Source organism: Xenorhabdus sp. SGI240, from assembly GCF_040081915.1.
GTDB classification, from domain to species: domain Bacteria; phylum Pseudomonadota; class Gammaproteobacteria; order Enterobacterales; family Enterobacteriaceae; genus Xenorhabdus; species Xenorhabdus bakwenae.
In genome coordinates this window covers 1-24,672 of record NZ_JBEBMB010000140.1, presented here as the reverse complement: position 1 = coordinate 24,672, position 24,672 = coordinate 1, and the positions used below count along the sequence as shown (strand labels likewise).

42 protein-coding genes and 1 pseudogene are annotated in these 24,672 nt (G+C 43.8%); 38 read left to right on the top strand and 5 right to left on the bottom strand.

Annotated features, from left to right (window positions below; all coding sequences use genetic code 11):
• The 33 genes and pseudogenes from tuf to ABLA76_RS17360 all read left to right on the top strand — a co-directional run.
• A pseudogene (gene tuf, locus ABLA76_RS17520) lies at positions 1-154 on the top strand (elongation factor Tu); the annotation flags it as partial.
• A 245-nt stretch (positions 155-399) separates the two neighbouring features.
• Positions 400-594: a bacterioferritin-associated ferredoxin gene (gene bfd, locus ABLA76_RS17515; protein WP_072059828.1), complete on the top strand. Its 195-nt coding sequence runs from the start codon at positions 400-402 to the stop codon at positions 592-594.
• Positions 595-670: 76 nt separating this feature from the next.
• Entirely contained in the window at positions 671-1,147 is a 477-nt protein-coding gene (gene bfr / locus ABLA76_RS17510) for a bacterioferritin (protein WP_047771708.1), read from the top strand.
• A 321-nt stretch (positions 1,148-1,468) separates the two neighbouring features.
• Positions 1,469-1,780, top strand: coding sequence for a 30S ribosomal protein S10 (gene rpsJ / locus ABLA76_RS17505; protein ID WP_001181005.1), 312 nt, complete (start codon positions 1,469-1,471; stop codon positions 1,778-1,780).
• Positions 1,781-1,812: 32 nt separating this feature from the next.
• On the top strand, positions 1,813-2,445 hold the full coding sequence (gene rplC / locus ABLA76_RS17500; protein WP_348988884.1) for a 50S ribosomal protein L3: 633 nt from the start codon (positions 1,813-1,815) through the stop codon (positions 2,443-2,445).
• Between the two features lie 16 nt (positions 2,446-2,461).
• Positions 2,462-3,067 (top strand): 50S ribosomal protein L4, encoded by a 606-nt coding sequence (rplD, locus tag ABLA76_RS17495; RefSeq protein WP_099133064.1) that lies wholly within the window; start codon positions 2,462-2,464, stop codon positions 3,065-3,067.
• A complete protein-coding gene (gene rplW / locus ABLA76_RS17490) occupies positions 3,064-3,366 on the top strand; it encodes a 50S ribosomal protein L23 (RefSeq protein WP_038269605.1) in 303 nt (100 codons plus the stop codon). The genes rplD and rplW overlap by 4 nt, the downstream gene beginning before the upstream one ends.
• A gap of 19 nt (positions 3,367-3,385) precedes the next feature.
• On the top strand, positions 3,386-4,210 hold the full coding sequence (gene rplB, locus ABLA76_RS17485) for a 50S ribosomal protein L2 (RefSeq protein WP_047771705.1): 825 nt from the start codon (positions 3,386-3,388) through the stop codon (positions 4,208-4,210).
• Between the two features lie 14 nt (positions 4,211-4,224).
• The gene (gene rpsS, locus ABLA76_RS17480) at positions 4,225-4,503 is read left to right on the top strand and encodes a 30S ribosomal protein S19 (protein WP_011148791.1); all 279 of its coding nucleotides are present in this window, start codon (positions 4,225-4,227) and stop codon (positions 4,501-4,503) included.
• Positions 4,504-4,517: 14 nt separating this feature from the next.
• Complete coding sequence (rplV, locus tag ABLA76_RS17475) at positions 4,518-4,850, top strand: 50S ribosomal protein L22 (RefSeq protein ID WP_047771704.1); 333 nt, start codon at positions 4,518-4,520, stop codon at positions 4,848-4,850.
• A 17-nt stretch (positions 4,851-4,867) separates the two neighbouring features.
• Positions 4,868-5,569, top strand: coding sequence for a 30S ribosomal protein S3 (rpsC, locus tag ABLA76_RS17470; protein ID WP_010847482.1), 702 nt, complete (start codon positions 4,868-4,870; stop codon positions 5,567-5,569).
• Between the two features lie 12 nt (positions 5,570-5,581).
• Positions 5,582-5,992 carry a 50S ribosomal protein L16 gene (gene rplP / locus ABLA76_RS17465; RefSeq protein ID WP_012990491.1) on the top strand — a complete coding sequence of 137 codons (411 nt, stop codon included), beginning with the start codon at positions 5,582-5,584 and terminating at the stop codon, positions 5,990-5,992.
• Complete coding sequence (gene rpmC, locus ABLA76_RS17460) at positions 5,992-6,183, top strand: 50S ribosomal protein L29 (RefSeq protein ID WP_010847484.1); 192 nt, start codon at positions 5,992-5,994, stop codon at positions 6,181-6,183. Before rplP ends, rpmC begins: the two co-directional genes overlap by 1 nt.
• Positions 6,183-6,437 carry a 30S ribosomal protein S17 gene (gene rpsQ / locus ABLA76_RS17455; protein ID WP_038240484.1) on the top strand — a complete coding sequence of 85 codons (255 nt, stop codon included), beginning with the start codon at positions 6,183-6,185 and terminating at the stop codon, positions 6,435-6,437. The genes rpmC and rpsQ overlap by 1 nt, the downstream gene beginning before the upstream one ends.
• 174 nt (positions 6,438-6,611) lie before the next feature.
• Positions 6,612-6,983, top strand: a complete 372-nt coding sequence (rplN, locus tag ABLA76_RS17450; RefSeq protein ID WP_010847486.1) for a 50S ribosomal protein L14 — start codon at positions 6,612-6,614, stop codon at positions 6,981-6,983.
• A 10-nt stretch (positions 6,984-6,993) separates the two neighbouring features.
• Complete coding sequence (gene rplX, locus ABLA76_RS17445; RefSeq protein ID WP_045968050.1) at positions 6,994-7,308, top strand: 50S ribosomal protein L24; 315 nt, start codon at positions 6,994-6,996, stop codon at positions 7,306-7,308.
• Between the two features lie 13 nt (positions 7,309-7,321).
• A complete protein-coding gene (gene rplE, locus ABLA76_RS17440) occupies positions 7,322-7,861 on the top strand; it encodes a 50S ribosomal protein L5 (RefSeq protein ID WP_074021486.1) in 540 nt (179 codons plus the stop codon).
• A 12-nt stretch (positions 7,862-7,873) separates the two neighbouring features.
• A complete protein-coding gene (gene rpsN / locus ABLA76_RS17435) occupies positions 7,874-8,179 on the top strand; it encodes a 30S ribosomal protein S14 (protein ID WP_010847489.1) in 306 nt (101 codons plus the stop codon).
• A gap of 33 nt (positions 8,180-8,212) precedes the next feature.
• On the top strand, positions 8,213-8,605 hold the full coding sequence (rpsH, locus tag ABLA76_RS17430) for a 30S ribosomal protein S8 (protein ID WP_038269618.1): 393 nt from the start codon (positions 8,213-8,215) through the stop codon (positions 8,603-8,605).
• A 14-nt stretch (positions 8,606-8,619) separates the two neighbouring features.
• The gene (gene rplF / locus ABLA76_RS17425; protein ID WP_047771701.1) at positions 8,620-9,153 is read left to right on the top strand and encodes a 50S ribosomal protein L6; all 534 of its coding nucleotides are present in this window, start codon (positions 8,620-8,622) and stop codon (positions 9,151-9,153) included.
• Between the two features lie 9 nt (positions 9,154-9,162).
• Positions 9,163-9,516 (top strand): 50S ribosomal protein L18, encoded by a 354-nt coding sequence (rplR, locus tag ABLA76_RS17420; RefSeq protein WP_047771700.1) that lies wholly within the window; start codon positions 9,163-9,165, stop codon positions 9,514-9,516.
• A 14-nt stretch (positions 9,517-9,530) separates the two neighbouring features.
• Positions 9,531-10,031 carry a 30S ribosomal protein S5 gene (gene rpsE, locus ABLA76_RS17415; RefSeq protein ID WP_047771698.1) on the top strand — a complete coding sequence of 167 codons (501 nt, stop codon included), beginning with the start codon at positions 9,531-9,533 and terminating at the stop codon, positions 10,029-10,031.
• A 5-nt stretch (positions 10,032-10,036) separates the two neighbouring features.
• Positions 10,037-10,216: a 50S ribosomal protein L30 gene (rpmD, locus tag ABLA76_RS17410; RefSeq protein WP_045968059.1), complete on the top strand. Its 180-nt coding sequence runs from the start codon at positions 10,037-10,039 to the stop codon at positions 10,214-10,216.
• Between the two features lie 3 nt (positions 10,217-10,219).
• Positions 10,220-10,654, top strand: a complete 435-nt coding sequence (rplO, locus tag ABLA76_RS17405; protein ID WP_348988883.1) for a 50S ribosomal protein L15 — start codon at positions 10,220-10,222, stop codon at positions 10,652-10,654.
• Between the two features lie 7 nt (positions 10,655-10,661).
• A complete protein-coding gene (secY, locus tag ABLA76_RS17400; protein WP_047771696.1) occupies positions 10,662-11,993 on the top strand; it encodes a preprotein translocase subunit SecY in 1,332 nt (443 codons plus the stop codon).
• A gap of 32 nt (positions 11,994-12,025) precedes the next feature.
• Positions 12,026-12,142 carry a 50S ribosomal protein L36 gene (gene rpmJ, locus ABLA76_RS17395; RefSeq protein ID WP_045968063.1) on the top strand — a complete coding sequence of 39 codons (117 nt, stop codon included), beginning with the start codon at positions 12,026-12,028 and terminating at the stop codon, positions 12,140-12,142.
• A 148-nt stretch (positions 12,143-12,290) separates the two neighbouring features.
• Entirely contained in the window at positions 12,291-12,647 is a 357-nt protein-coding gene (rpsM, locus tag ABLA76_RS17390) for a 30S ribosomal protein S13 (RefSeq protein WP_047771694.1), read from the top strand.
• 15 nt (positions 12,648-12,662) lie between these two features.
• On the top strand, positions 12,663-13,052 hold the full coding sequence (rpsK, locus tag ABLA76_RS17385) for a 30S ribosomal protein S11 (protein WP_002919257.1): 390 nt from the start codon (positions 12,663-12,665) through the stop codon (positions 13,050-13,052).
• A gap of 36 nt (positions 13,053-13,088) precedes the next feature.
• Positions 13,089-13,709 (top strand): 30S ribosomal protein S4, encoded by a 621-nt coding sequence (gene rpsD, locus ABLA76_RS17380; protein ID WP_013183231.1) that lies wholly within the window; start codon positions 13,089-13,091, stop codon positions 13,707-13,709.
• 25 nt (positions 13,710-13,734) lie between these two features.
• Positions 13,735-14,724 (top strand): DNA-directed RNA polymerase subunit alpha, encoded by a 990-nt coding sequence (rpoA, locus tag ABLA76_RS17375; protein WP_038269634.1) that lies wholly within the window; start codon positions 13,735-13,737, stop codon positions 14,722-14,724.
• A gap of 40 nt (positions 14,725-14,764) precedes the next feature.
• On the top strand, positions 14,765-15,157 hold the full coding sequence (gene rplQ, locus ABLA76_RS17370) for a 50S ribosomal protein L17 (protein ID WP_047771693.1): 393 nt from the start codon (positions 14,765-14,767) through the stop codon (positions 15,155-15,157).
• Between the two features lie 175 nt (positions 15,158-15,332).
• Positions 15,333-15,746 carry a Zn(2+)-responsive transcriptional regulator gene (gene zntR / locus ABLA76_RS17365; protein WP_285808853.1) on the top strand — a complete coding sequence of 138 codons (414 nt, stop codon included), beginning with the start codon at positions 15,333-15,335 and terminating at the stop codon, positions 15,744-15,746.
• A gap of 86 nt (positions 15,747-15,832) precedes the next feature.
• The gene (locus ABLA76_RS17360) at positions 15,833-16,021 is read left to right on the top strand and encodes a ribosome alternative rescue factor ArfA (protein WP_099133067.1); all 189 of its coding nucleotides are present in this window, start codon (positions 15,833-15,835) and stop codon (positions 16,019-16,021) included.
• Between the two features lie 45 nt (positions 16,022-16,066).
• Here the strand turns inward: ABLA76_RS17360 and trkA are convergent, their stop codons facing one another.
• From trkA to def, 4 genes are all read right to left on the bottom strand, one after another.
• Positions 16,067-17,443: a Trk system potassium transporter TrkA gene (gene trkA / locus ABLA76_RS17355; protein ID WP_348988882.1), complete on the bottom strand. Its 1,377-nt coding sequence runs from the start codon at positions 17,441-17,443 to the stop codon at positions 16,067-16,069.
• A gap of 93 nt (positions 17,444-17,536) precedes the next feature.
• Positions 17,537-18,817, bottom strand: coding sequence for a 16S rRNA (cytosine(967)-C(5))-methyltransferase RsmB (gene rsmB, locus ABLA76_RS17350; RefSeq protein WP_348988881.1), 1,281 nt, complete (start codon positions 18,815-18,817; stop codon positions 17,537-17,539).
• Between the two features lie 89 nt (positions 18,818-18,906).
• Complete coding sequence (gene fmt / locus ABLA76_RS17345) at positions 18,907-19,854, bottom strand: methionyl-tRNA formyltransferase (protein ID WP_348988880.1); 948 nt, start codon at positions 19,852-19,854, stop codon at positions 18,907-18,909.
• 24 nt (positions 19,855-19,878) lie between these two features.
• Positions 19,879-20,391 carry a peptide deformylase gene (gene def / locus ABLA76_RS17340; RefSeq protein ID WP_348988879.1) on the bottom strand — a complete coding sequence of 171 codons (513 nt, stop codon included), beginning with the start codon at positions 20,389-20,391 and terminating at the stop codon, positions 19,879-19,881.
• A gap of 133 nt (positions 20,392-20,524) precedes the next feature.
• Between def and dprA the strand changes: the two genes are divergently transcribed.
• From dprA to ABLA76_RS17315, 5 genes are all read left to right on the top strand, one after another.
• Positions 20,525-21,613 carry a DNA-protecting protein DprA gene (dprA, locus tag ABLA76_RS17335; RefSeq protein ID WP_348988878.1) on the top strand — a complete coding sequence of 363 codons (1,089 nt, stop codon included), beginning with the start codon at positions 20,525-20,527 and terminating at the stop codon, positions 21,611-21,613.
• Positions 21,614-21,674: 61 nt separating this feature from the next.
• On the top strand, positions 21,675-22,226 hold the full coding sequence (locus tag ABLA76_RS17330) for a type I DNA topoisomerase (RefSeq protein ID WP_047771684.1): 552 nt from the start codon (positions 21,675-21,677) through the stop codon (positions 22,224-22,226).
• A gap of 1 nt (position 22,227) precedes the next feature.
• A complete protein-coding gene (gene tsaC, locus ABLA76_RS17325; protein ID WP_348988885.1) occupies positions 22,228-22,797 on the top strand; it encodes an L-threonylcarbamoyladenylate synthase type 1 TsaC in 570 nt (189 codons plus the stop codon).
• Positions 22,798-22,803: 6 nt separating this feature from the next.
• Complete coding sequence (aroE, locus tag ABLA76_RS17320; protein WP_348988877.1) at positions 22,804-23,628, top strand: shikimate dehydrogenase; 825 nt, start codon at positions 22,804-22,806, stop codon at positions 23,626-23,628.
• Positions 23,625-23,894: a DUF1488 domain-containing protein gene (locus ABLA76_RS17315; protein WP_047771681.1), complete on the top strand. Its 270-nt coding sequence runs from the start codon at positions 23,625-23,627 to the stop codon at positions 23,892-23,894. Before aroE ends, ABLA76_RS17315 begins: the two co-directional genes overlap by 4 nt.
• Here ABLA76_RS17315 and ABLA76_RS17310 read toward each other — a convergent pair.
• Positions 23,861-24,415 carry a gamma carbonic anhydrase family protein gene (locus ABLA76_RS17310; protein ID WP_047771680.1) on the bottom strand — a complete coding sequence of 185 codons (555 nt, stop codon included), beginning with the start codon at positions 24,413-24,415 and terminating at the stop codon, positions 23,861-23,863. The genes ABLA76_RS17315 and ABLA76_RS17310 overlap by 34 nt on opposite strands.
• Between the last annotated feature and the right edge of the window lie 257 nt (positions 24,416-24,672).

The window sequence follows — 24,672 nt, the reverse complement described above, 5'->3', positions numbered from 1 at the left end:
GCCAGAAGGCGTAGAGATGGTTATGCCAGGTGACAACATCAACATGGTAGTTAACCTGATTGCCCCAATCGCAATGGACGAAGGTCTGCGTTTCGCCATCCGTGAAGGTGGCCGTACTGTAGGTGCCGGTGTTGTTGCTAAAGTTATTGCTTAATCTTTAGTTATCAAAAGATTATGAGAAAGAGGAGCTAAGGCTCCTCTTTTTGTATTTTGAGCCACCGAAATTGGTGGTTTTTTTGTTATTCAACAAAATAAAAACAATAATTGAAATGATATTTATTTCTATTTACTATTACGGGGTTTCTTTTATTTTATAAGCGTGGATAAATTTTGGGTATGGGGTTTTTATCCGACCTAAATAGTCATCAAGAGTGTGTAAATAGTTAAAAGAGTGCTTCCATGTATGTTTGTCTCTGCAATGCAATAAGCGATAAAACCATACGTAATGCTGTTAATCAGCAACATATTCGCTCTATCAGAGAGTTGAGGAATTTTGTTCCTGTAGGAAACGACTGCGGAAAATGTATACGTCAAGCACGTGAAATCATGAATGAGGAAATTGCCCTACTACCTCCAATAAATAATGTTGCCTAAAATAAGCACAATTTTCTTGCAATTACTCTGCCAAATTAGTACTACACTTTAGTTACTGGAAGCGGAGGACCTTGCTATGAAAGGTGATAAAAAAATAATTGCACATTTTAATAAACTTCTCGGCAATGAACTTGTCGCCATCAATCAATATTTCTTGCATGCCCGAATGTTTAAGAACTGGGGATTGATACGTTTGAATGATGTCGAGTATCACGAGTCCATTGATGAGATGAAGCACGCAGATAAATTTATTGAACGTATTCTTTTTCTGGAGGGGGTGCCAAATCTACAAGATTTAGGCAAGCTCAATATAGGCGAAGATGTAGAAGAAATGCTGAAATCTGATCTGGAATTAGAATTACGTGGTGCAAAGGATCTCAGAGAAGCAATCGCATATGCCGATTCAGTTCATGATTATGTTAGTAGAGACTTGATGATAGAGGTGCTTGCTGATGAAGAAAATCATATTGATTGGTTGGAAACTCAACTTGAACTGATAACTAGAATTGGAATACAAAATTACATTCAATCTCAGCTTAGTGAAGAAGAATAGCTATAATTTTGTCGCCCTATAATTTGATGTATATAGGGCGTTTTCTCCCATTTTCTTTCTTATTTTCCTCTTTCTAGTATGTACTTTTTGCATAGATTTCACTCTTAATATTGCTTTGTGAGTAAATTCACGTATAATGCGCGGGCTTACCTACACAGAGTAGGACTGATTTATTATCAGTAATGAGCGGTGATAAATAACCGCCATTTAAAATACCTCCGATATGGGGGTTATGCACAGAACGATTACGCTCCCCCATCAACCGAAATGGGTGTGAGGAGTAATCATTTACGTTTATAAAATAGTTGGAGCTCTGGTCTCATGCAGAACCAAAGAATCCGTATCCGCCTGAAAGCATTTGATCATCGTTTGATCGATCAATCAACTGCGGAAATCGTAGAGACTGCGAAGCGCACTGGTGCGCAGGTTCGTGGTCCGATCCCGCTGCCGACTCGTAAAGAGCGCTTTACCGTTCTGATTTCTCCACACGTAAATAAAGATGCGCGTGATCAGTACGAAATTCGCACTCACAAACGTCTGGTTGACATCGTTGAGCCAACCGAGAAAACCGTTGATGCTCTGATGCGTCTGGATCTGGCTGCCGGTGTAGATGTGCAGATCAGCCTGGGTTAATCAGGTCATTGAACGATTGAGAGGTTGAAACAATGATTGGTTTAGTCGGTAAAAAAGTGGGCATGACTCGCATCTTCACTGAAGATGGCGTTTCAATCCCTGTAACTGTTATCGAAATCGATAATAACCGTGTAACTCAAGTTAAAAACAAAGAGACTGACGGTTATCGTGCAATTCAGGTAACGACTGGTAGCAAAAAAGCTAGTCGTGTTAAGAAAGCTGAAGCAGGTCATTTCGCTAAAGCTGGCGTTGAAGCTGGCCGCATTCTGCGTGAATTCCGCCTGTCAGAAAACGATGCTGAATTCACTGTAGGTCAAAGCATTAGCGTTGAAATTTTCGCTGACGTTAAAAAAGTTGACGTTACTGGTACATCTAAAGGTAAAGGTTTCGCGGGTACTGTTAAACGCTGGAACTTCCGTACTCAAGATGCTACTCATGGTAACTCCTTGTCTCACCGTGTTCCGGGTTCTATCGGTCAGAACCAGACTCCGGGCAAAGTGTTTAAAGGCAAGAAAATGGCAGGCCAACTGGGTAATGAGCGCGTAACCGTTCAGAGCTTGGATGTAGTACGTGTTGACGCTGAGCGTAACCTGCTGCTGGTCAAAGGTGCTGTTCCAGGTGCAACGAACAGTAACCTGATCGTAAAACCGGCTGTCAAGGCGTAACGTCAAGGAGATAGGAATGGAATTGGTAATGAAAGACGCGCAAAGCGCGCTGACTGTTTCCGAAACTACCTTCGGGCGTGATTTCAATGAAGCGCTTGTGCATCAAGTAGTTGTTGCGTATGCAGCTGGTGCTCGTCAAGGTACTCGTGCTCAGAAAACTCGTGCTGAAGTTTCTGGTTCAGGTAAAAAACCATGGCGTCAGAAAGGCACTGGCCGTGCACGTTCTGGTTCTATTAAGAGTCCAATTTGGCGCTCTGGTGGTGTAACTTTCGCAGCGAAACCACAGGACCACAGTCAAAAAGTTAATAAAAAGATGTACCGTGGTGCTCTGAAAAGCATCTTGTCTGAACTGGTACGTCAAGATCGTCTGATCGTTGTCGAGAAGTTCTCTGTTGAAGCACCTAAAACTAAGTTGCTGGTACAGAAACTAAAAGAAATGGCTCTGGAAGACGTGCTGATCGTCACTAGCGAAGTTGATGAAAATCTGTTCTTAGCTGCTCGTAACCTGTACAAGGTTGACGTTCGTGATACAGCTGGTATCGATCCTGTAAGCCTGATTGCCTTCGACAAAGTGGTTATGACTGCTGAAGCTGTGAAGCAAGTTGAGGAGATGCTGGCATGATCCGTGAAGAACGTCTGCTGAAAGTACTGCGCGCGCCGCACGTATCTGAAAAAGCTTCTACAGCGATGGAGAAAAGCAACACCATCGTTCTCAAAGTTGCGAAAGACGCGACTAAAGCAGAGATCAAAGCTGCCGTACAGAAACTGTTTGAAGTTGAAGTGGAAGGTGTAAACACTTTGCTGGTTAAAGGTAAAGTTAAACGCCACGGACAGCGTATTGGTCGTCGTAGCGACTGGAAAAAGGCTTACGTCACCTTGAAAGAAGGCCAGAACCTGGACTTCGTTGGCGGCGCTGAGTAAGTCGGAGGAGTAAAGAACAATGGCAATTGTTAAATGTAAACCTACGTCTCCGGGCCGTCGCCACGTTGTTAAAGTGGTTAACCCTGAGCTGCATAAGGGTAAACCTTATGCTCCGTTGTTGGAAAAAAACAACAAAACTGGTGGTCGTAACAACAATGGTCGTATTACCACTCGTCACATCGGTGGTGGCCATAAACAGCATTATCGTCTGGTTGACTTTAAACGTAACAAAGATGGTATCCCTGCTGTTGTTGAGCGTCTGGAATATGATCCAAACCGTTCAGCAAACATCGCACTGGTTCTGTACAAAGACGGTGAGCGTCGTTACATCCTTGCGCCTAAAGGCCTGAAAGCGGGTGATCAAATCCAGTCTGGTGCTGATTCAGCGATCAAGACCGGTAACGCCCTGCCAATGCGCAACATTCCGGTTGGTTCTACTGTTCACAACATAGAAATGAAACCAGGTAAAGGTGGCCAGTTGGCTCGTTCAGCAGGTGCTTATGCTCAGATCGTTGCACGTGATGGTTCTTATGTGACCCTGCGTCTGCGTTCTGGTGAAATGCGTAAAATACTGTCTGATTGCCGCGCTACTTTAGGTGAAGTTGGTAACGCAGAACATATGCTGCGCGTTCTGGGTAAAGCTGGTGCAAGCCGCTGGCGTGGTATTCGTCCTACTGTTCGTGGTACGGCGATGAACCCAGTAGACCATCCACATGGTGGTGGTGAAGGTCGTAACTTTGGTAAACACCCTGTAACTCCATGGGGCATCCAGACCAAAGGTAAGAAGACCCGTAGCAACAAACGTACTGATAAATATATCGTACGTCGCCGTTCTAAAAAATAATTAGAGGATAAACCATGCCACGTTCTCTCAAGAAAGGTCCATTTATTGACCTGCACTTGCTGAAGAAGGTAGAGAAAGCGGTGGAAAGCGGAGACAAAAAGCCTATTAAGACTTGGTCCCGTCGTTCAACGATCTTTCCTAACATGATCGGTTTGACCATCGCTGTCCATAATGGTCGTCAGCATGTACCAGTTTTTGTGTCCGACGAAATGGTTGGTCATAAACTGGGTGAATTCGCGCCGACCCGTACTTATCGCGGCCATGCGGCCGATAAAAAGGCTAAAAAGCGCTAAGGTAGGAGGAAGAGATGGAAACTATCGCTAAACATCGCCACGCTCGTTCTTCTGCTCAGAAGGTTCGCCTTGTGGCTGACCTGATCCGCGGTAAGAAAGTGTCGCAAGCTCTGGAAACTCTGAACTATACCAACAAAAAAGCTGCTGGTTTAGTGAAGAAAGTACTTGAGTCTGCTATTGCTAACGCAGAACACAACGATGGCGCTGACATCGATGATCTGAAAGTCACGAAAATTTTCGTAGACGAAGGCCCAACTATGAAGCGTATTATGCCTCGTGCCAAAGGCCGCGCAGATCGTATCCTGAAGCGCACCAGCCACATCACTGTGGTTGTGTCCGATCGCTGAGACTCTGGAGACTAGCAATGGGTCAGAAAGTACATCCTAATGGTATTCGTCTGGGTATTGTCAAACCTTGGAACTCTACCTGGTATGCGAATACCAAAGAATTCGCTGACAACCTGGACAGCGACTTTAAAGTTCGCCAGTACTTGAACAAAGAACTGGTTAAAGCATCTATTTCACGTATCGTTATCGAACGTCCTGCGAAAAGCATCCGTGTAACCATTCACACTGCTCGTCCAGGTATTGTAATCGGTAAAAAAGGTGAAGACGTTGAAAAACTGCGTAAGGCTGTAGCGGATATCGCTGGCGTTCCTGCGCAGATCAATATTGCCGAAGTACGTAAACCTGAACTGGACGCAAAATTGGTTGCTGACAGCATCAGTTCACAGCTGGAACGTCGTGTAATGTTCCGCCGTGCTATGAAACGTGCTGTACAGAACGCTATGCGTTTGGGCGCTAAAGGTATCAAAGTGGAAGTCAGCGGCCGTCTGGGCGGTGCTGAAATTGCACGTACTGAGTGGTATCGTGAAGGTCGTGTACCTCTGCATACTCTGCGTGCAGACATCGACTACAATACTTCTGAAGCGCACACCACTTATGGTGTAATCGGCGTTAAGGTATGGATCTTCAAAGGTGAGATCCTGGGTGGTATGGCTGCAGTTGAACAGGCGGAAAAACCGGCTGCTCAACCTAAAAAGCAGCAGCGTAAAGGCCGCAAGTAAGGAGAGTCGCTGATGTTACAACCAAAGCGTACGAAATTCCGTAAAGTGCACAAAGGCCGCAACCGTGGTCTGGCTGCAGGTGCGGATGTTAGCTTCGGCACTTTCGGTCTGAAAGCTGTGGGCCGTGGTCGTCTGACTGCTCGTCAGATCGAAGCGGCACGTCGTGCTATGACCCGTGCAATTAAACGTCAAGGTAAAATCTGGATCCGTGTGTTCCCAGACAAACCTATCACCGAAAAGCCACTCGAAGTGCGTATGGGTAAAGGTAAAGGTAACGTAGAATACTGGGTTGCCTTGATCCAACCCGGTAAAGTCCTGTATGAAATGGACGGTGTGCCTGAAGAGCTGGCTCGTGAAGCATTCAAGCTGGCAGCAGCGAAACTGCCTATCAAAACCACCTTTGTAACTAAGACGGTGATGTAATGAAAGCACAAGAGCTGCGCGAAAAAAGCGTTGAAGAGCTGAACACTGAGCTGCTGAACCTGTTACGTGAACAATTCAATCTGCGTATGCAGGCGGCAAGTGGCCAGCTGCAACAGTCTCACCTGTTGAAACAAGTGCGTCGTAATATTGCACGCGTTAAGACTTTACTGACTGAGAAGGCGGGTGCGTAATGACCGATAAAATCCGTACTCTGCAAGGTCGTGTTATTAGCGACAAAATGGAAAAATCCATTGTTGTTGCTATTGAGCGTAAGGTGAAACACCCATTGTATGGTAAATTCATCAAACGTACGACTAAACTGCACGTACATGACGAGAACAATGAATGTGGAATTGGCGATGTAGTGGAAATCCGCGAAACCCGTCCACTGTCTAAGACTAAATCTTGGACTTTAGTTCGCGTCGTAGAGAAAGCGGTTCTATAATAGATCGCTGTATCGTACAAAATAAACGGCCCAAAATATAACGGGGCCGTTTATTTTTCTGTCCATCGCGAAGATGTGGTGTTATAATGCCGCGCCCTCGTAGTGTGGGATATTGAAACGGCCTCTTTAAAATAAAGTGGCTCAGTAGTAGTTGACATTTAGCGGAGCACTAAAATGATCCAAGAACAGACTATGCTGAACGTGGCCGACAACTCCGGTGCACGTCGCGTAATGTGTATCAAGGTTCTAGGTGGCTCGCACCGTCGCTACGCACATGTCGGTGACATCATCAAGATCACTATCAAGGAAGCAATTCCTCGTGGTAAAGTGAAAAAAGGTGATGTCCTGAAAGCGGTAGTGGTGCGCACCAAGAAGGGTGTTCGTCGCCCGGACGGTTCTGTCATTCGCTTCGATAGCAACGCTTGCGTATTGTTGAACAACAATAGTGAGCAAGTTATCGGTACGCGTATTTTTGGGCCGGTGACTCGTGAACTTCGTAATGAAAAGTTCATGAAAATTATTTCTCTGGCACCTGAAGTACTCTAAGGAGCATGCTATGGCAGCGAAAATCCGTCGTGATGACGAAATTATCGTGCTGACTGGTAAAGACAAAGGCAAGCGCGGTAAAGTAAAACAGGTTCTTTCTTCTGGTAAAGTTATTGTTGAAGGCATCAACCTGGTAAAAAAACATCAGAAGCCAGTTCCGGCTCTGAACCAACCAGGTGGCATCGTTGAAAAAGAAGCAGCTATTAATGTTTCTAACGTTGCAATTTTCAACGCAGCAACCGGCAAGGCTGACCGTGTAGGTTTTAGATTCGAAGATGGCAAAAAAGTGCGTTTCTTCAAATCTAACAACGAAACTATCAAGTAATTTGGAGTATACGATGGCGAAACTGCATGATTACTACAAAGACGAGGTAGTCAAGAAACTGATGACTCAGTTTGGTTACCATTCTGTCATGCAAGTCCCTCGGGTCGAGAAGATCACCCTGAACATGGGTGTTGGTGAAGCAATTGCTGATAAAAAACTGCTGGATAACGCAGCGGCTGACTTAGCAGCAATCTCTGGTCAAAAGCCATTGATCACCAAAGCACGCAAATCAGTTGCAGGCTTCAAAATCCGTCAGGGCTATCCAATCGGCTGTAAAGTAACCCTGCGTGGAAAACGCATGTGGGAGTTCTTTGAGCGCCTGATTTCTATTGCTGTACCACGTATCCGTGACTTCCGTGGGTTGTCCGCTAAATCATTCGATGGTCGTGGTAACTACAGCATGGGTGTTCGTGAGCAAATCATCTTCCCTGAAATCGATTACGATAAAGTGGATCGCGTACGTGGTTTGGATATTACTATCACCACTACTGCGAAATCTGATGATGAAGGCCGCGCACTGTTGGCTGCGTTTAACTTCCCGTTCCGCAAGTAAGGCAGGGTACTCATGGCTAAGCAATCAATGAAAGCACGTGATGTAAAACGTGCGAAATTAGCTGAGAAATTCTTCGCAAAACGCGTTGAACTGAAAGCGATCATCTCTGATGTAAATGCATCTGATGAAGACCGTTGGAATGCTGTTCTTAAACTGCAAACACTGCCACGTGATTCCAGCCCTTGCCGTCAGCGTAACCGCTGCCGTCAAACTGGGCGTCCGCATGCATTTTTGCGGAAGTTTGGGTTGAGCCGTATTAAAGTCCGTGAAGCCGCTATGCGCGGTGAAATCCCGGGCCTTAAAAAGGCTAGCTGGTAATTGTCACCAATTGAATCACGGGAGTAAAGACAGATGAGCATGCAAGATCCGATCGCGGATATGCTGACCCGTATCCGTAACGGTCAGGCCGCGAATAAAGTTGCGGTCACCATGCCTTCCTCCAAGCTGAAAGTGGCAATTGCCAAGGTGCTGAAGGAAGAAGGTTACATTGAAGATTTTAAAATCGAAGGCGACACTAAGCCAGAACTGGAAGTTACTCTGAAGTATTTCCAAGGTAAGGCTGTTGTAGAAAGCATTCAGCGTGTAAGCCGCCCAAGTCTGCGCATCTATAAGAAAAAAGATGAGCTGCCACAAGTTATGGCTGGTTTGGGAATCGCTGTTGTTTCTACCTCTAAAGGTGTAATGACTGATCGTGCAGCTCGCCAGGCTGGTCTGGGTGGCGAGATTCTCTGCTACGTAGCTTAATTCGGGAGGAAAGAATGTCTCGTGTTGCAAAAGCACCCGTCGTCATTCCTGCCGGCGTAGAGGTTAAACTCGACGGTCAGGTTATTTCGATTAAGGGTAAAAACGGCGAGCTAAGTCGTAAAATCCACAACGCAGTTGAAGTTAATCATGCGGATAGCCAACTGACTTTCGCTCCGCGCGAAGGGTTTGCTGACGCTTGGGCGCAGGCAGGTACAACTCGTTCTCTGCTGAACGCTATGGTTATTGGTGTTAACGAAGGTTTCACTAAGAAACTTCAGCTGGTTGGTGTTGGTTATCGTGCAGCAGTTAAAGGCAACGCAGTTAGCTTGTCTTTAGGCTTCTCGCATCCGGTTGAGCATCAGCTGCCAGCAGGCATAACTGCGGAATGCCCATCACAAACTGAAATCGTACTGAAAGGTGCTGATAAGCAAGTGATTGGTCAGGTTGCGGCAGATTTGCGTGCTTATCGTCGTCCTGAGCCATATAAAGGCAAAGGTGTTCGTTACGCCGATGAAGTCGTGCGTACCAAAGAGGCTAAGAAGAAGTAAGGTAACACTATGGATAAGAAAGCAGCTCGTATCCGTCGTGCGACCCGCGCACGCCGCAAGCTCAAAGAACTGGGTGCGACTCGCTTGGTGGTACATCGTACCCCTCGCCATATTTATGCGCAGGTTATCGCACCAAATGGTTCTGAAACTCTGGTGGCCGCTTCTACAACAGAAAAAGCTATCAGTGAACAACTGAAATTTACTGGAAACAAAGAAGCCGCAGCATTAGTTGGTAAGATTGTTGCTGAACGTGCTCTGGAAAAAGGCATCAAAGATGTATCCTTTGACCGTTCTGGTTTCCAATATCATGGTAGAGTCCAGGCACTGGCAGATGCTGCCCGTGAAGCTGGCCTTCAGTTCTAAGGTAGAGGTGTAAGATGGCTCACATCGAAAAACAAGCTGGCGAACTGCAGGAAAAGCTGATCGCGGTAAACCGCGTATCTAAAACTGTTAAAGGTGGCCGCATTTTCAGCTTTACAGCACTGACTGTAGTTGGTGATGGTAACGGTCGCGTTGGTTTTGGCTACGGCAAAGCACGCGAAGTTCCGGCAGCAATCCAGAAAGCGATGGAAAAAGCACGTCGCAATATGAAAAACGTCGCACTTAACAGCGGCACTCTGTACCATCCAGTGAAAGGCTCACACACCGGTTCTCGCGTGTTCATGCAGCCTGCTCACGAAGGTACAGGTATCATCGCCGGTGGTGCGATGCGTGCTGTTTTGGAAGTGGCTGGGGTTCGTAACGTACTGGCTAAAACCTACGGTTCCACTAACCCGATTAATGTGGTTCGTGCAACCCTGGACGCTTTAGACAGCATGAAGTCTCCAGAAATGGTCGCAGCTAAGCGTGGCAAATCCGTCGAAGAAATTCTGGGGTAATGACCATGGCTAAGACTATTAAAATCACTCAGGTTCGCAGTTCAATTGGTCGTTTGCCTAAGCATAAGGCAACTCTGACTGGTTTAGGTCTGCGTCGCATTGGGCATACTGTTGAGCGTGAAGATACACCAGCTATTCGCGGTATGGTCAACTTGGTTTCCTATATGGTTAAAGTTGAGGAGTAACAGATGCGCTTAAATACTCTGTCTCCGGCTGAAGGTGCCAAGCACGCACCTAAACGTGTAGGTCGTGGTATTGGTTCTGGTCTGGGTAAAACTGGCGGTCGTGGTCACAAAGGTCAGAAGTCTCGTTCTGGCGGTGGCGTGCGTCGTGGTTTTGAAGGTGGCCAGATGCCTTTATACCGTCGTCTGCCAAAATTTGGTTTTACTTCACGTAAGGCAATGGTCACCGCAGAAATTCGTCTGTCTGATTTTGCCCACGTTGAAGGCGATGTTATCGATCTGAATGCACTGAAAGCTGCTAACATTATTGGCCCTCAAATTGAATTCGCAAAAGTAATGCTTTCTGGCGAAGTCAATCGCGCAGTAACTGTGCGTGGCTTGCGTGTTACTAAAGGCGCCCGTGCTGCAATTGAAGCTGCTGACGGTAAAATTGAGGAATAAGTAACAGATGGCTAAACAACCAGGATTAGATTTTCAAAGTGCCAAAGGCGGATTAGGCGAGTTAAAACGCAGACTTTTGTTTGTCATTGGAGCTCTAATTGTTTTCCGTATTGGCTCTTTTATTCCAATCCCTGGTATTGATGCCGCTGTGCTTGCCAAATTGCTCGAGCAGCAAAGAGGCACCATCATTGAAATGTTTAACATGTTCTCTGGTGGTGCTTTAAGCCGTGCTTCTATCTTTGCACTGGGTATAATGCCGTATATTTCTGCGTCTATTATTATCCAGTTGTTAACTGTGGTTAACCCCCGTTTAGCAGAGATTAAGAAGGAAGGGGAAGCTGGTCGTCGTAAGATCAGTCAGTACACCCGTTATGGCACATTGGTGCTGGCAATATTCCAGTCAATCGGTATTGCTACTGGATTGCCGAATATGCCTGGGATGCAAGGATTAGTTATTAATCCTGGCGTTGCATTCTATTTCACGGCTGTTGTAAGTCTGGTCACGGGAACCATGTTCTTGATGTGGTTGGGTGAGCAGATTACTGAGCGAGGTATCGGTAACGGTATTTCAATCATAATCTTTGCTGGTATCGTTGCGGGTCTACCGCCTGCAATTGGTCACACCATCGAGCAAGCTCGGCAAGGCGACCTGCACTTCCTCCTGTTGCTGTTGGTTGCAGTATTAGTATTTGCCGTAACTTTCTTCGTTGTTTTCATTGAGCGTGGTCAACGCCGTATCGTTGTTAACTATGCAAAACGTCAGCAAGGTCGTAAAGTTTTCGCGGCACAAAGTACACATTTGCCGTTGAAAGTGAATATGGCTGGGGTTATCCCTGCAATTTTTGCTTCCAGTATTATTTTGTTCCCCGGTACCATAGCTTCTTGGTTCGGAGGGGGAACAGGCTGGAATTGGTTGACAACTATTTCTATGTATTTGCAACCAGGTCAACCGCTTTATGTGTTATTATACGCTTCTGCAATCATCTTCTTCTGTTTCTTCTACACGGCTTTGGTTTTTAATCCAAGAGAAACAGCAGATAACCTGAAGAAGTCTGGTGCATTCGTACCAGGAATTCGTCCGGGAGAGCAAACGGCTAAGTACATTGATAAAGTAATGACTCGTCTAACCTTAATTGGTGCGTTATATATTACTTTTATCTGCTTAATCCCGGAGTTCATGCGTGATGCAATGAAAGTTCCATTCTATTTTGGTGGTACTTCTCTACTGATTGTAGTCGTCGTCATCATGGACTTTATGGCTCAAGTGCAAACTCTTATGATGTCGAGTCAATATGAGTCTGCATTGAAGAGGGCAAACCTGAAAGGATATAACCGCTAATTGGTTTGCTTGAGAAGTTACGGAGAGTAAAAATGAAAGTTCGTGCTTCCGTCAAGAAATTATGCCGCAATTGCAAAATTGTTAAACGTAACGGTATCGTTCGTGTGATTTGCAATGCAGAGCCTAAGCACAAACAGCGCCAAGGCTAATTAGTCGCATATTTTTCTTGCAAAGTTGGGTTGAGCTGGCTAAATTAGCCAGCCAATCTTTTTTATCTGACAGCAACATTGTTTGAGTATCCTGAAAACGGGCTTTTCAGAATGATGTTGCAGTGAATAAATATTGTAGGAGTGCATAGTGGCCCGTATAGCAGGCATTAACATTCCTGATCAGAAACATACTGTAATCGCATTAACTTCGATCTACGGTATCGGTAAAACCCGCTCACAAGCAATTTGTGCAGCAGTGGGCATTGCTGAAAATGTTAAGATCAGTGAGCTGTCTGAAGAGCAAATTGACAAGCTGCGTGACGAAGTTGCCAAATACGTTGTAGAAGGTGATCTGCGTCGTGAAGTAACCCTGAGTATCAAACGTCTGATGGATCTTGGTTGCTATCGTGGTTTACGTCATCGTCGTGGTCTGCCAGTTCGCGGTCAGCGTACTAAGACCAATGCACGTACCCGTAAGGGTCCGCGTAAACCGATCAAGAAATAATCGGGGTATTGAATAATGGCAAAAGCACCTATTCGTGCACGTAAGCGTGTAAGAAAACAAGTCTCTGACGGTGTGGCTCATATCCATGCTTCTTTCAACAATACCATCGTTACTATTACTGATCGTCAGGGTAACGCATTGGGTTGGGCAACTGCCGGGGGTTCCGGTTTCCGTGGTTCTCGTAAATCTACTCCGTTTGCAGCTCAGGTTGCGGCAGAGCGCTGCGCTGAAGCAGTAAAAGAGTACGGAATTAAGAACCTGGAAGTTATGGTTAAAGGACCTGGTCCTGGCCGTGAGTCAACTATCCGCGCATTAAATGCGGCTGGTTTCCGCATCACTAATATTACGGATGTGACTCCGATCCCTCATAACGGTTGTCGTCCACCGAAAAAACGTCGCGTTTAGTACGTCTTCGTTTTTTAGGATTGTTGGAGAAAGAAAATGGCAAGATATTTGGGTCCTAAGCTCAAGCTGAGCCGTCGCGAGGGTACAGACCTTTTCCTGAAGTCTGGCGTTCGCGCGATTGACACCAAGTGTAAGTTAGAACAGGCACCAGGCCAGCACGGCGCACGTAAACCGCGTCTGTCTGACTATGGTGTACAGTTACGTGAAAAACAAAAAGTTCGTCGTATTTACGGTGTTCTGGAGCGTCAATTCCGTAACTACTATAAAGAAGCGACTCGTCTGAAAGGCAACACAGGTGAAAACCTGCTGAATTTGCTGGAAAGTCGCTTGGATAACGTCGTTTATCGTATGGGTTTTGGCGCGACTCGTGCTGAATCACGTCAGATGGTAAGCCATAAGGCTATCACGGTAAATGGTCGCGTTGTTAACATCGCTTCTTATCAGGTATCCCCGAATGACGTAGTCAGCGTTCGTGAAAAAGCGAAGAAGCAGGCTCGCATTAAAGCAGCTTTAGAGCTGGCTGAGCAGCGTGAGAAACCAACTTGGTTGGAAGTTGATGCTGCGAAGATGGAAGGTGTGTTCAAGCGTATTCCTGAACGTACTGATCTATCCGCTGACATTAACGAACACCTGATCGTCGAGCTTTACTCTAAGTAAAGCTTAGTACCAAAGAGAGGACACAATGCAGGGTTCTGTGACAGAGTTTCTAAAACCGCGCCTGGTAGATATCGAGCAAGTCAGTTCGACGCACGCCAAGGTGACCCTTGAGCCATTAGAGCGTGGCTTTGGCCATACTCTTGGCAACGCACTGCGCCGTATTCTGCTTTCGTCTATGCCGGGTTGTGCGGTGACTGAGGTTGAGATTGATGGTGTACTGCATGAGTACAGCACCAAAGAAGGTGTACAGGAAGATATCCTGGAGATTCTCCTCAATCTGAAAGGGCTGGCGGTGAAAGTTCAGGGTAAAGATGAAGTTATCCTTACTTTGAATAAATCTGGCATTGGCCCTGTGACTGCAGCCGATATCATCCATGATGGTGATGTCGAAATCGTCAAGCCGCAGCACGTAATCTGCCATCTGACTGACGAAAGCGCTTCCATTAGTATGCGTATAAAAGTTCAGCGCGGTCGTGGATATGTGCCGGCTTCTGCCCGAATTCATTCGGAAGAAGATGAGCGCCCTATCGGTCGTTTGTTAGTAGATGCTTGCTATAGCCCAGTAGAGCGTATCGCCTACAATGTTGAAGCAGCTCGTGTAGAACAGCGTACTGACTTGGATAAGCTGGTTATCGAGATGGAAACTAACGGTACAATCGATCCTGAAGAGGCGATTCGCCGTGCAGCTACCATTCTGGCTGAACAACTAGAAGCTTTCGTTGATTTACGTGATGTACGTCAACCAGAAGTAAAAGAAGAGAAGCCAGAGTTTGATCCGATCCTGCTGCGCCCTGTTGACGATCTGGAATTGACTGTCCGCTCTGCTAACTGCCTTAAAGCAGAAGCTATCCACTACATCGGTGATTTGGTACAGCGTACTGAAGTTGAGTTACTTAAAACACCTAACTTGGGTAAAAAATCTCTTACTGAGATTAAAGATGTACTGGCTTCACGTGGACTTTCTCTGGGCATGCGTCTGGAAAACTGGCCACCAGCAAGTATTGCTGATGAGTAACTAGATCACAGGTTAAGGTTTTACTGAGAAGGATAAGGTCATGCGCCATCGTAAGAGTGGTCGTCAATTGAACCGCAACAGCAGCCATCGCCAAGCTATGTTTCGTAACATGGCAGGTTCTTTAGTTCGTCATGAAATCATCAAGACGACTCTGCCTAAAGCGAAAGAACTGCGTCGCGTCGTTGAGCCGCTGATTACTCTTGCCAAGACCGACAGCGTAGCTAATCGTCGTCTGGCATTCGCCCGTACTCGTGATAACGAGATCGTGGCAAAATTGTTTAATGAACTGGGTCCGCGTTTTGCGAGCCGTGCAGGGGGTTACACTCGTATTCTGAAGTGTGGCTTCCGTACAGGTGACAATGCACCGATGGCATACATCGAGCTTGTTGACCGTGCAGCAGAGTCTCAGACAGAAGTAGCGTCTGCAGAGTAATCTGTAGGAGCGTAAAAAGCCGGGTATTATCCCGGTTTTTTATTGCCTTTTAATTTTGATCCTTTAATTCTCCGTTTTATATTCATCAGCTAATCTGCAAATTTTTCCTGTTCAGATGATCTCTTAGCCTATTCTGGTAGTATTGTGATTATTTTCTACTTGATAGGAGAATCTTATGTATCGTATCGGTCAGTTGGCAAAATTAGCAGGTGTAACACCTGACACTATCCGTTTTTATGAAAAACAGGGGCTGATGCTTCATGGAGAAAGAACAGAAGGTGGTTATAGACTATACACTGAACAGGATCTACAGCGATTACGTTTTATCCGCTATGCAAAACAATTAGGTTTTACACTCGAAGCAATTGTAGAACTATTATCTATTCGGGTTGATCCTGAACATCATACATGCAAGGAATCAAAACATATTGTTGATTCTAGATTGCGAGAAGTTGAAGAAAAATTATTAGAAATGCAAAAAATGCGTGATTCTTTGAAAATGTTGAGTGATGCTTGTTGTGGTAGTACTCACGTCAGTACATATTGTTCTATATTAGAAATTCTGGAAGAAGGTGCGACAAGCAGATAATTTTTCTTTATTGTTCTGAGTACTAAGAGTACAATCGCACTGTTTTTAATCATAAAATTATTTTATTAATTAATTTAGAGGTTATGATGACAACATATCGCCATAAAAAAGGTGTTATCAAAGATAATGCTATAGAGGCTTTACTACATGATCCTTTGTTTAGGCAGAGAGTAGAGAAAAATAAAAAAGGTAAAGGAAGTTATAATCGTAAAGAAAAGCATGGTTGGGAGGCCAATGATAATAATTTTATTAAGTTGTTATCATTGGCCTTCTAGCTTTTTAAGTAGATTCTATAATCGAATAAGTCCGAATTGATGTTTTTACAGGAAGAAAGGACTTGGCTGGAAAAGCTTTTCTACTTCAGGCACGAATTTTTTATCAGTAATAAACATGATTACATGATCACCTTGTTGAATAATACTGTAATCATTAGCAATGATGACTTCTTCATTACGGACAATGGCACCTATTGTTGTTCCTGGTGGTAATTTGATATCACCTATCTTACGCCCAACAACTTTTGAAGTATGTTCATCGCCATGAGCTATGGCCTCGATAGCTTCAGCAACTCCTCTTCTTAATGAGAATACACTGACAATATCTGCTTTACGGACATGACCAAGTAGCGCTGATACTGTTGCTTGTTGAGGTGAAATTGCAATATCAATGACCCCACCTTGTACTAAATCAACATATGCACTGCGTTGAATAAGAACCATTGCTTTTTTGGCCCCCATTCGTTTTGCAAGCATGGCTGACATAATATTGGCTTCATCATCATTTGTTAGCGCTATAAAAACGTCAACTTGTTCAATATGTTCTTCAGCTAGTAATTCTTGGTCTGAAGCATCACCATAAAACACGATGGTATCGTGCAATAGTTCAGCTAATTCAATGGCCCTTTTTTGGTTATGTTCAATTAGCTTGACGCTGTAATCTTTTTCAAGTCGTGCGGCTAAGCCTGCACCAACATTACCGCCCCCAACAATCATGATGCGTTTATACGGTTTTTCAAGGCGTTGTAATTCGCTCATTACGGCCCTGATATGTTGTGATGCTGCAACGAAGAAGACTTCATCTCCAGCTTCAATAATTGTTGAACCTTGAGGTCTAATCGGGCGATCTTGACGAAATATTGCAGCAACTTTGCTATCAATATGTGGCATATGCTCTCGGAGTGAGGATAAGGCATTGCCTACCAGTGAACCACCATAATAGGCCTTAACCGCAACAATGCTGACACGCCCTTCAGCAAAATTAACAACTTGTAATGCTCCTGGGTATTGGATTAATTTATAGATGTAATCAATAACCAGTTGCTCAGGGGATATTAGATAATCAATAGGAATATCATCAGGTTGAAATAATTTTTCTGATTCTCGGATATATTCTGATGAGCGTATTCTGGCGACTTTATTGGGTGTGTTAAATAGAGAATAAGCAATTTGGCATGCAACCATATTGGTTTCATCTGAATTTGTGACAGCTATTAACATATCAGCATCTTCAGCGCCAGCTTCCTTCAATACTCTGGGATGGGAGCCATAGCCATTGACAACTCGGAGATCGAATTTATCCTGTAACTGGCGTAGACGATCTGTATCGGTATCAACGACAGTAATATCATTGTTTTCATCAACTAAATTCTCAGCTAATGTCCCACCAACCTGGCCAGCACCCAGAATGATTATCTTCATAGCATTCTCTTCTCAATTGGAAGCCATCTTTTATTCTTGATATTTTAGCAAAACCATAAAATTCTCTCGTTCAGTTGGAACGAGAGAGCGTTATTATTGTTTAGTTAGTCGGGCATAAAAGAAACCATCACCACCCGTAGCTTCTGGAATAATCTGTGTTCCAGGAGTATCCGAATTACCTGCTTCTGATAATACTGCATCGGGATGACAGGCCAAAAACTCTTTTATTTGCTCACTATTTTCCTGAGGTAAAATTGAACAGGTGGCATAAACCAGCGTGCCATTTCGCTTCAAATATGGCCAGATAGCTTCAAGGATTTCAGATTGCAATGTAACTAGTTGATTTATATCTTCACTCCTGCGTAGCCATTTTATGTCAGGGTGACGGCGAATAACCCCTGTAGCAGAGCATGGCGCGTCAAGAAGAATACGATCAAATTGTTCATCAGCAGCCCACTCGTGTGGAAGGCGTCCATCACCTGTTTTGACGACAGCATGCAAGTTAAGTCGTTGTAAATTCTCTTTTACTCGCTTAATTCGTTGCTCATCAATATCGATAGCAAGAACCTTAGATTTTGGTGCTATTTCGAGTATATGAGTAGTTTTTCCGCCAGGTGCAGCACAAAGATCCAGTATAGATTCACCATTGCATGGGCCTAAGAGTTCAGCGCATCCCTGTGCGGAGCGATCCTGAATAGTTACCCAGCCTTGGCTAAATCCGGGTAGTGCACTGACAGGACAGGGGTTCAGAAGACGAATAGCACTAGGATGGTTGATATCTAATTCTGCTTCTATATTAGCTTCTTCTAATAGTGCAAGATATTCTTTTGCTGCATGATGGGATTGGTTAACCCGTAGCCACATAGGTGGTTTTTGGTTGTTGGCATTCACTATAGTTTGCCAATTTTGTGGATATGCTTTTTGAATGTGTTCTAGCAGCCATTTGGGATGTAGGTGTTGATTATTTGCCCGTTCGATTAATTCTTGTTGTTGGCGCTGAAATTGGCGAAGGACACCATTAATTACCCCTTTAAGCTGTGGTCGTTTTAAATGAGTGGCGCCATTGACGGTTTCGGCAAGTGCAGCGTGTGCAGGTATACGTGTATATATCAGCTGATATATACCCACCATGATTAGGTAGTGAAAAATACGTTGTTTTCCTTTCAATGGCTTTGCCATTAGTTGACTGATAAACCACTCAAGCTGAGGTAATACTCTCATCACACCAAAACAGATTTCTTGCAACAACGCCTTATCTTTATCAGAAACTTTTTGTTGGAGTTCAGGTATCACAGTGCTGAGGGATTGCCCTTGGTCAAGCACTTGGGTGATTGCTTTTGCAGCGATGCTTCTCAGGTTATATGTATTTTTCATGGTATGGTCAAAAAGCTGACTTTCGTCAGTATGGTAAAAAATAGGAAGAAGCCTGAATGCTAAAACATTCAGGCAAAGTCAGGTTAGTATCAGTTGATTTTGCTACCAGGTGTAAACCACTCACGTTTGGAGTTTAAGAGATCGGCAACCGACATTGCTTTCTTGCCTGGTGGTTGCAATTGAACAATATTTAATATCCCATCCGCAGTTGCAATTTGAATACCTTTTTTATCTGCGCTGATAATTGTTCCAGGAGCTTGGGTGGTTTGCTCTGCAATGACTTCTGACTGCCAGATTTTAATTGGTTGATCATCAACTAAGAAGAAGCTCATAGGCCAGGGGTTGAAAGCACGAATACAACGTTCAATTTGGCTTGCAGGTAAATTCCAATCTACTTTTGCGTCCTCTTTACTCAGTTTTTCGGCGTAGGTCGCAAGTGTGTCATCCTGAATTTTAGGTTGACATGTCCCCGATGTGATTAAATCTAAGGTGTTGAGTAAGGCTTTTGGCCCAATATTGGCAAGCTTTTCGTATAAACTAGCACTAGTATCTTCATTTGTAATTGGGCAAATAGCTTTCAACAGCATATTACCCGTATCAAGTCCGGCATCCATTTGCATGATCGTTATGCCAGTTTCTTGGTCGCCAGCCCAAATGGAGCGCTGAATGGGGGCTGCACCACGCCAGCGAGGTAGCAAAGAACCGTGGACATTCAAGCATCCTAGACGTGGTATATCTAAAACGGCTTGAGGAAGAATTAAGCCATAGGCAACAACGATCATAATATCAGCTTGTTGTTCCATGACCCATTGTTGACTTTCTTCTGTACGTAAGGTTTTTGGCTGGAAAACAGGAATATCATGTTCTTCAGCCAATACCTTTATAGGACGTGGTGTCAGTTTCTTACCTCTTCCTGCCGGCTTGTCTGGTGGAGCGAGTACTCCGACAACCTGGTGTTGAGAGTTTAATAAAGCAGCCAAATGGCGAGCCGCGAAATCAGGCGTTCCGGCAAAAATAATACGTAAAGAGTCAGACACTGTTATTTCCTGCGATAATAAAAGTTATTTGTTTTTGGCTCTCAGTCGGTCAATTTTTTCAACTTTCTGACGGATGCGTTGGCGTTTCAATGGTGATAAATAATCAACAAAGAGTTTACCGACTAAATGATCCATTTCATGTTGAATACAGATTGCCAGTAATCCATCAGCTTCTAATTCAAATGGTTGGCCGTTATAGTCTAAGGCCTTAATTTTTACTTGCTCAGAACGAGGCACAAATCCACGCTGTTCAGGAACAGATAAACAACCTTCTTCTATTCCTGTTTCACCGGTTGCATTAATCAATTCCGGGTTCATCAGAACAAGACGTTGATCACGCTCCTCAGAAACGTCAATGACAATAATTCTCTGATGTATATCGACTTGTGTTGCCGCTAAACCAATACCTTCCTCTGCATACATCGTTTCAAACATATCATCAACGATACGCTGAATTTCTGCATTGACTTTTTCTACTGGCTTGGCAACTGTGCGAAGTCGCTCATCTGGATAGTGTAATACTTGTAAAATTGACATATATATTTAGAACTGCATTCAAAAAGTGAGTGATAATTGATGCCTATTCTAGACATTTCCCATTTAGATTGACAGTATTGAACATAAATTAATCATGAGAGGATTGCTCTCAACCTCAGATCAGGATGACGATATGGAAGCGATGGAAATGTGGTTAAGAATGAAAATGGTCTCTCATCTTTCAGCTGCAAAGGCCATGCTTATTATGGATCGCCTGTTGCAAACGAAAAATTGCAGCATATCTTCTCTTAAAGCATGTGGTCTGTCATCTGCACAATGCTTGCAATTTATGAAAGCTAACACTTCCGTGCTGATTTCGGCTCTCAATTGGTTAGAACAACCAGATCATCATTTGTTGACTTTCTCTCATCCCGCATATCCGCCTTTATTAAAGCAAATACACTCTCCACCTCTTGTTCTTTTTGTTGTAGGTGATGTATCGGCCTTATCGCAAAAGCAAATTTCAATGGTTGGTAGTAGGGCTGCGACTTTTTATGGTGAAAAATGGGGAAAGATATTTGCTAGTGATTTGGCTAAAAATAATCTGGTAATAACTAGTGGACTGGCGATTGGTATTGACGGTATCTGCCATCAGGCAGCATTGGATTCGGGAGGGAAAACAGTCGCGGTACTTGGTAGTGGTTTTAAAAATATCTACCCCAGTAGACATAAGTCCTTGGCCGGACATATTAAAGAAAATGGGGCATTAGTTTCCGAATTTTTTCCTGATGCGCCACCTAAAGCCAAGCATTTCCCAAGGCGAAATCGAATTATTAGTGGGTTAAGTTTGGCTCTTCTTATTGTGGAAGCTCATAAGAATAGTGGATCACTGATTACAGCACGTTGCGCTCTTGAACAAGGGCGAGACATCTTTGCATTACCTGGTCCATTAGGCACTCCTGCGAACGAAGGTAATCATTGGTTGATTAAACAAGGGGCTTATTTGGCAACAAATGTAATGGATATTATGGAACATATTGGCTCTTCATTTCAATGGGTTAACATCGAAGAGAAAGGTCAGGAGGAAGAAAATAAACAATTTGAACAAACAGAGTTGCCATTTGTGGATGTGCTGGTTAACGTAAGTAGTGAAGTTACACCTGTTGATGTGATTGCCCAGCGCTCTTCTCTGCCAGTTACCGAAGTTATGACCAAATTATTGGAGTTGGAACTCATAGGAAAAGTTGCTGTTGTTGCTGGTGGGTATGTCCGAACTAATTAAGCGATTTAATTTGTGCTTTTTTCCAATGTTATGGCGGCTGCCGATATTCAGCGAGTGAGATATGTCTAAGAAAGTACCTTTTACTATAAAAAAAATAGAGCGTTGCCCAAAGTGTAATGCTGAGTTAGTGATCCGCAATGGTGATCATGGCCCATTTTATGCGTGTTCCGGTTATCCATCTTGCCATTATCTTCGTCCTTTGAAAGCACAAATAGACGGACATATTGTTAAAGAATTGGATGGGCAAATCTGTCCAAAATGTGGTTTCACTTTAGTCTTACGTCAAGGGCGTTACGGTATGTTTATTGGCTGTGGTCATTATCCTGAATGTGAATATACAGAATTAATTGATAAACCAGATGATACGTCAATTAATTGTCCTCAATGCCAGCAAGGAAAATTACTCCAGCGTAAATCTCGTTTTGGTAAGACATTTTATTCCTGTAATCGCTATCCAGAATGTCAGTTTGCACTTAACAATAAGCCTATATCAGGTGAATGCACGTTTTGTCACTACCCACTGTTAATAGAAAAGCGCACTTCCCAAGGCGTAAAATTATTTTGTGCCAGTAAATTGTGTAGTAAGCAGCAAGTTAATGAAATTGAGAAATGAAATGAGTTACGTAATCTCACCAGTATTTGATGAAGTTATCACGGCCTTAAAAGAAGAAAAAGTTATTGCTTATCCTACTGAAGCCGTTTTTGGATTAGGGTGTGACCCTGATAGTGAAAATGCAGTGCAAGAGCTATTAGCGTTGAAAAATAGGTCTTGGGAGAAAGGGCTAATTCTTATTGCTGATAAGTATGAGAGATTATGTCCTTATATTGATGATGAACAGATAAATGATATACAGAAAGAAACCATACTCTCATCTTGGCCTGGTCCTGTTACGTGGGTAATCCCCGCGAAAGCGACCACACCAAAATGGTTGACTGGCAAATTTTCAACATTGGCCGTTCGAGTTACGGCTCACCCTTTGGTTCAGCAGCTATGTGCTATATATGAAAAACCACTTGTTTCGACTAGTGCGAATCTAAGTGGATTAGACCCATGTCGTAGTGTAGAAGAAGTACGACAGCAATTTGGCGATCGTGTCCCAATATTAGAAGGAGAAGTTGGTGGGCGTAAGAATCCATCAGAAATCAGGGATGCGTTAACTGGCAAATTATATCGGCAAGGATAGGTAATCATGGATAAATTCGCTGTTTTTGGTAATCCAATTGCGCATAGTAAGTCTCCTTATATTCATCGATTGTTTGCTGAACAAACAGGTATCGAGCATCAGTATGGGAGAGTACTTGCTCCGGTAGAAAACTTTGAACAAACCTTAGCTTATTTTTTCAAACAGGGGGGGGTAGGAGCGAATATCACTGTTCCTTTCAAAGAACGTGCCTATAAATGCTCTGATGAATTGACTGAACGGGCGGGTATCTGTGGTGCAGTTAACACATTAAAACGGATATCGGGAAACCGACTGCTCGGTGACAATACTGATGGAATGGGATTATTAGTAGACTTGCAGCGACTCAAATTCCTCTCTCAAGGACAGAAGATTCTGATCATAGGCGCTGGTGGAGCTGCGAAAGGTGTATTGTCTCCTTTGTTATCACTGGGCTGTTCAGTCACTATTACTAACCGAACATTTGAACGTGCTCAAATAATCGCAAATACATTTTCTCTATTAGGTGATATTCAGGCCATTGAAATGAGTGATCTTGGCCTTATTACGCCAGATTTTGATATTATCATTAATGCAACAGCTTCTGGCCTTGATGGACAAATTCCTGCCATCTCTCCGTTGATTTTTCAAAATAATAGTGTGTGTTACGACATGTATTACCAGCATGGATTAACTCCTTTCCTTACGTTCGCTCACCAACATGGTGTTTCACGTTTGGCTGATGGCTTAGGAATGTTAGTAGGGCAGGCTGCGTATTCTTTTGAATTATGGCATGGAGTGTTTCCTGAAATAGAACCTGTTTTAACGGCCTTAAGACGGGAATTACATGCATGAACCAATCCATTCAATTTCCTGATCGTGAAGAGTGGGATGCGGTAGAAAATAAGGTAATATTCCCAGCAATGGTGGATGGTTTGCTGGTGGAGTGTATGATTAGTTCTGATGAAATAATAGGGCGTTATGGCAAGGATCATCACCCACTCGATTTGTTTCGCCAACATCGCTGGGATTTGGAAGAAGAGTTTGAAACAGCCATTTTGAGTGGGCATGATGATCAATTTGGGCGCTACTCTTTGCTTTCAGATTGTGTTGATAGGTAGTCATTTTTCCAGCTAACGTAATTATTAGCGGAATAAAGCAGCCCTTCCAATTCTTCAGGTTTGAGTTTTCGTACTTGCTTGGCAGGGCTACCGACGTACAGGTAACCGCTTTTTAATTTTTTACCTGGAGGAACTAGGCTACCTGCTCCAATCACAACATCGTCTTCAATAGTCACTCCATCAAGTAAAATGGAACCCATGCCAACTAAGACTCGATTCCCAATTTTACACCCATGTAGCATTGATTTATGACCTACCGTGACATCTTCGCCAATTATTAGTGGGAAGCCATTTGGATTATCAGGAGATTTATGAGTCACATGTAAAACAGAACCATCTTGAATATTTGTACGTGAACCAATTGAGACATAATTTACATCTCCCCTGATAACTACAAGGGGCCAAATGCTGACATTATCTGCTAATCTGACATTTCCAATTACAACAGAAGAAGGATCTAAAAGAACTTTTTGGCCGACTTGAGGATAGAAATTTAGATATTGGCGTAAAACAGTAGGCATAAAAACCTCAACAGTAATAGTGGATCGCAAATATATAAGCAATTATATAGGAATGTTATTGAGGAAAAAATGCTACGCAATGGAATGAACCGCATTAATTTTAGCCTGTTTGAGTGGTTTTTATATTCAAAAGGCCAAAAAGTGCTCACTTGAAAATAAAATTGCAAAAAACTATTGTCAGCGCTGAAAAACACCCTATAATGCGCCCCCACTGACCGACGCCGAGCTGAAACAGGCCGCGAAGGACAGTGAGAGAA

Coding starts and splice junctions, on each gene's coding strand:
- rpmD (WP_045968059.1), top strand. CDS start 10,037: ATGGCTAAGACTATTAAAATCACTCAGGTTCGCAGTTCAATTGGTCGT.
- rpsS (WP_011148791.1), top strand. CDS start 4,225: ATGCCACGTTCTCTCAAGAAAGGTCCATTTATTGACCTGCACTTGCTG.
- aroE (WP_348988877.1), top strand. CDS start 22,804: ATGGATAAATTCGCTGTTTTTGGTAATCCAATTGCGCATAGTAAGTCT.
- rpsD (WP_013183231.1), top strand. CDS start 13,089: ATGGCAAGATATTTGGGTCCTAAGCTCAAGCTGAGCCGTCGCGAGGGT.
- rpmJ (WP_045968063.1), top strand. CDS start 12,026: ATGAAAGTTCGTGCTTCCGTCAAGAAATTATGCCGCAATTGCAAAATT.
- bfr (WP_047771708.1), top strand. CDS start 671: ATGAAAGGTGATAAAAAAATAATTGCACATTTTAATAAACTTCTCGGC.
- rplW (WP_038269605.1), top strand. CDS start 3,064: ATGATCCGTGAAGAACGTCTGCTGAAAGTACTGCGCGCGCCGCACGTA.
- zntR (WP_285808853.1), top strand. CDS start 15,333: ATGTATCGTATCGGTCAGTTGGCAAAATTAGCAGGTGTAACACCTGAC.
- rplQ (WP_047771693.1), top strand. CDS start 14,765: ATGCGCCATCGTAAGAGTGGTCGTCAATTGAACCGCAACAGCAGCCAT.
- rplP (WP_012990491.1), top strand. CDS start 5,582: ATGTTACAACCAAAGCGTACGAAATTCCGTAAAGTGCACAAAGGCCGC.
- rpsN (WP_010847489.1), top strand. CDS start 7,874: ATGGCTAAGCAATCAATGAAAGCACGTGATGTAAAACGTGCGAAATTA.
- secY (WP_047771696.1), top strand. CDS start 10,662: ATGGCTAAACAACCAGGATTAGATTTTCAAAGTGCCAAAGGCGGATTA.
- rplN (WP_010847486.1), top strand. CDS start 6,612: ATGATCCAAGAACAGACTATGCTGAACGTGGCCGACAACTCCGGTGCA.
- rpsK (WP_002919257.1), top strand. CDS start 12,663: ATGGCAAAAGCACCTATTCGTGCACGTAAGCGTGTAAGAAAACAAGTC.
- rplO (WP_348988883.1), top strand. CDS start 10,220: ATGCGCTTAAATACTCTGTCTCCGGCTGAAGGTGCCAAGCACGCACCT.
- trkA (WP_348988882.1), bottom strand. CDS start 17,443: ATGAAGATAATCATTCTGGGTGCTGGCCAGGTTGGTGGGACATTAGCT.
- bfd (WP_072059828.1), top strand. CDS start 400: ATGTATGTTTGTCTCTGCAATGCAATAAGCGATAAAACCATACGTAAT.
- rpsC (WP_010847482.1), top strand. CDS start 4,868: ATGGGTCAGAAAGTACATCCTAATGGTATTCGTCTGGGTATTGTCAAA.
- ABLA76_RS17360 (WP_099133067.1), top strand. CDS start 15,833: ATGACAACATATCGCCATAAAAAAGGTGTTATCAAAGATAATGCTATA.
- dprA (WP_348988878.1), top strand. CDS start 20,525: ATGGAAGCGATGGAAATGTGGTTAAGAATGAAAATGGTCTCTCATCTT.
- rsmB (WP_348988881.1), bottom strand. CDS start 18,817: ATGAAAAATACATATAACCTGAGAAGCATCGCTGCAAAAGCAATCACC.
- rplC (WP_348988884.1), top strand. CDS start 1,813: ATGATTGGTTTAGTCGGTAAAAAAGTGGGCATGACTCGCATCTTCACT.
- rplX (WP_045968050.1), top strand. CDS start 6,994: ATGGCAGCGAAAATCCGTCGTGATGACGAAATTATCGTGCTGACTGGT.
- rpsH (WP_038269618.1), top strand. CDS start 8,213: ATGAGCATGCAAGATCCGATCGCGGATATGCTGACCCGTATCCGTAAC.
- rplE (WP_074021486.1), top strand. CDS start 7,322: ATGGCGAAACTGCATGATTACTACAAAGACGAGGTAGTCAAGAAACTG.
- rpsJ (WP_001181005.1), top strand. CDS start 1,469: ATGCAGAACCAAAGAATCCGTATCCGCCTGAAAGCATTTGATCATCGT.
- ABLA76_RS17315 (WP_047771681.1), top strand. CDS start 23,625: ATGAACCAATCCATTCAATTTCCTGATCGTGAAGAGTGGGATGCGGTA.
- rpsE (WP_047771698.1), top strand. CDS start 9,531: ATGGCTCACATCGAAAAACAAGCTGGCGAACTGCAGGAAAAGCTGATC.
- rpmC (WP_010847484.1), top strand. CDS start 5,992: ATGAAAGCACAAGAGCTGCGCGAAAAAAGCGTTGAAGAGCTGAACACT.
- def (WP_348988879.1), bottom strand. CDS start 20,391: ATGTCAATTTTACAAGTATTACACTATCCAGATGAGCGACTTCGCACA.
- ABLA76_RS17330 (WP_047771684.1), top strand. CDS start 21,675: ATGTCTAAGAAAGTACCTTTTACTATAAAAAAAATAGAGCGTTGCCCA.
- rplB (WP_047771705.1), top strand. CDS start 3,386: ATGGCAATTGTTAAATGTAAACCTACGTCTCCGGGCCGTCGCCACGTT.
- ABLA76_RS17310 (WP_047771680.1), bottom strand. CDS start 24,415: ATGCCTACTGTTTTACGCCAATATCTAAATTTCTATCCTCAAGTCGGC.
- rplD (WP_099133064.1), top strand. CDS start 2,462: ATGGAATTGGTAATGAAAGACGCGCAAAGCGCGCTGACTGTTTCCGAA.
- rplF (WP_047771701.1), top strand. CDS start 8,620: ATGTCTCGTGTTGCAAAAGCACCCGTCGTCATTCCTGCCGGCGTAGAG.
- rplR (WP_047771700.1), top strand. CDS start 9,163: ATGGATAAGAAAGCAGCTCGTATCCGTCGTGCGACCCGCGCACGCCGC.
- rpoA (WP_038269634.1), top strand. CDS start 13,735: ATGCAGGGTTCTGTGACAGAGTTTCTAAAACCGCGCCTGGTAGATATC.
- rpsQ (WP_038240484.1), top strand. CDS start 6,183: ATGACCGATAAAATCCGTACTCTGCAAGGTCGTGTTATTAGCGACAAA.
- tsaC (WP_348988885.1), top strand. CDS start 22,228: ATGAGTTACGTAATCTCACCAGTATTTGATGAAGTTATCACGGCCTTA.
- rplV (WP_047771704.1), top strand. CDS start 4,518: ATGGAAACTATCGCTAAACATCGCCACGCTCGTTCTTCTGCTCAGAAG.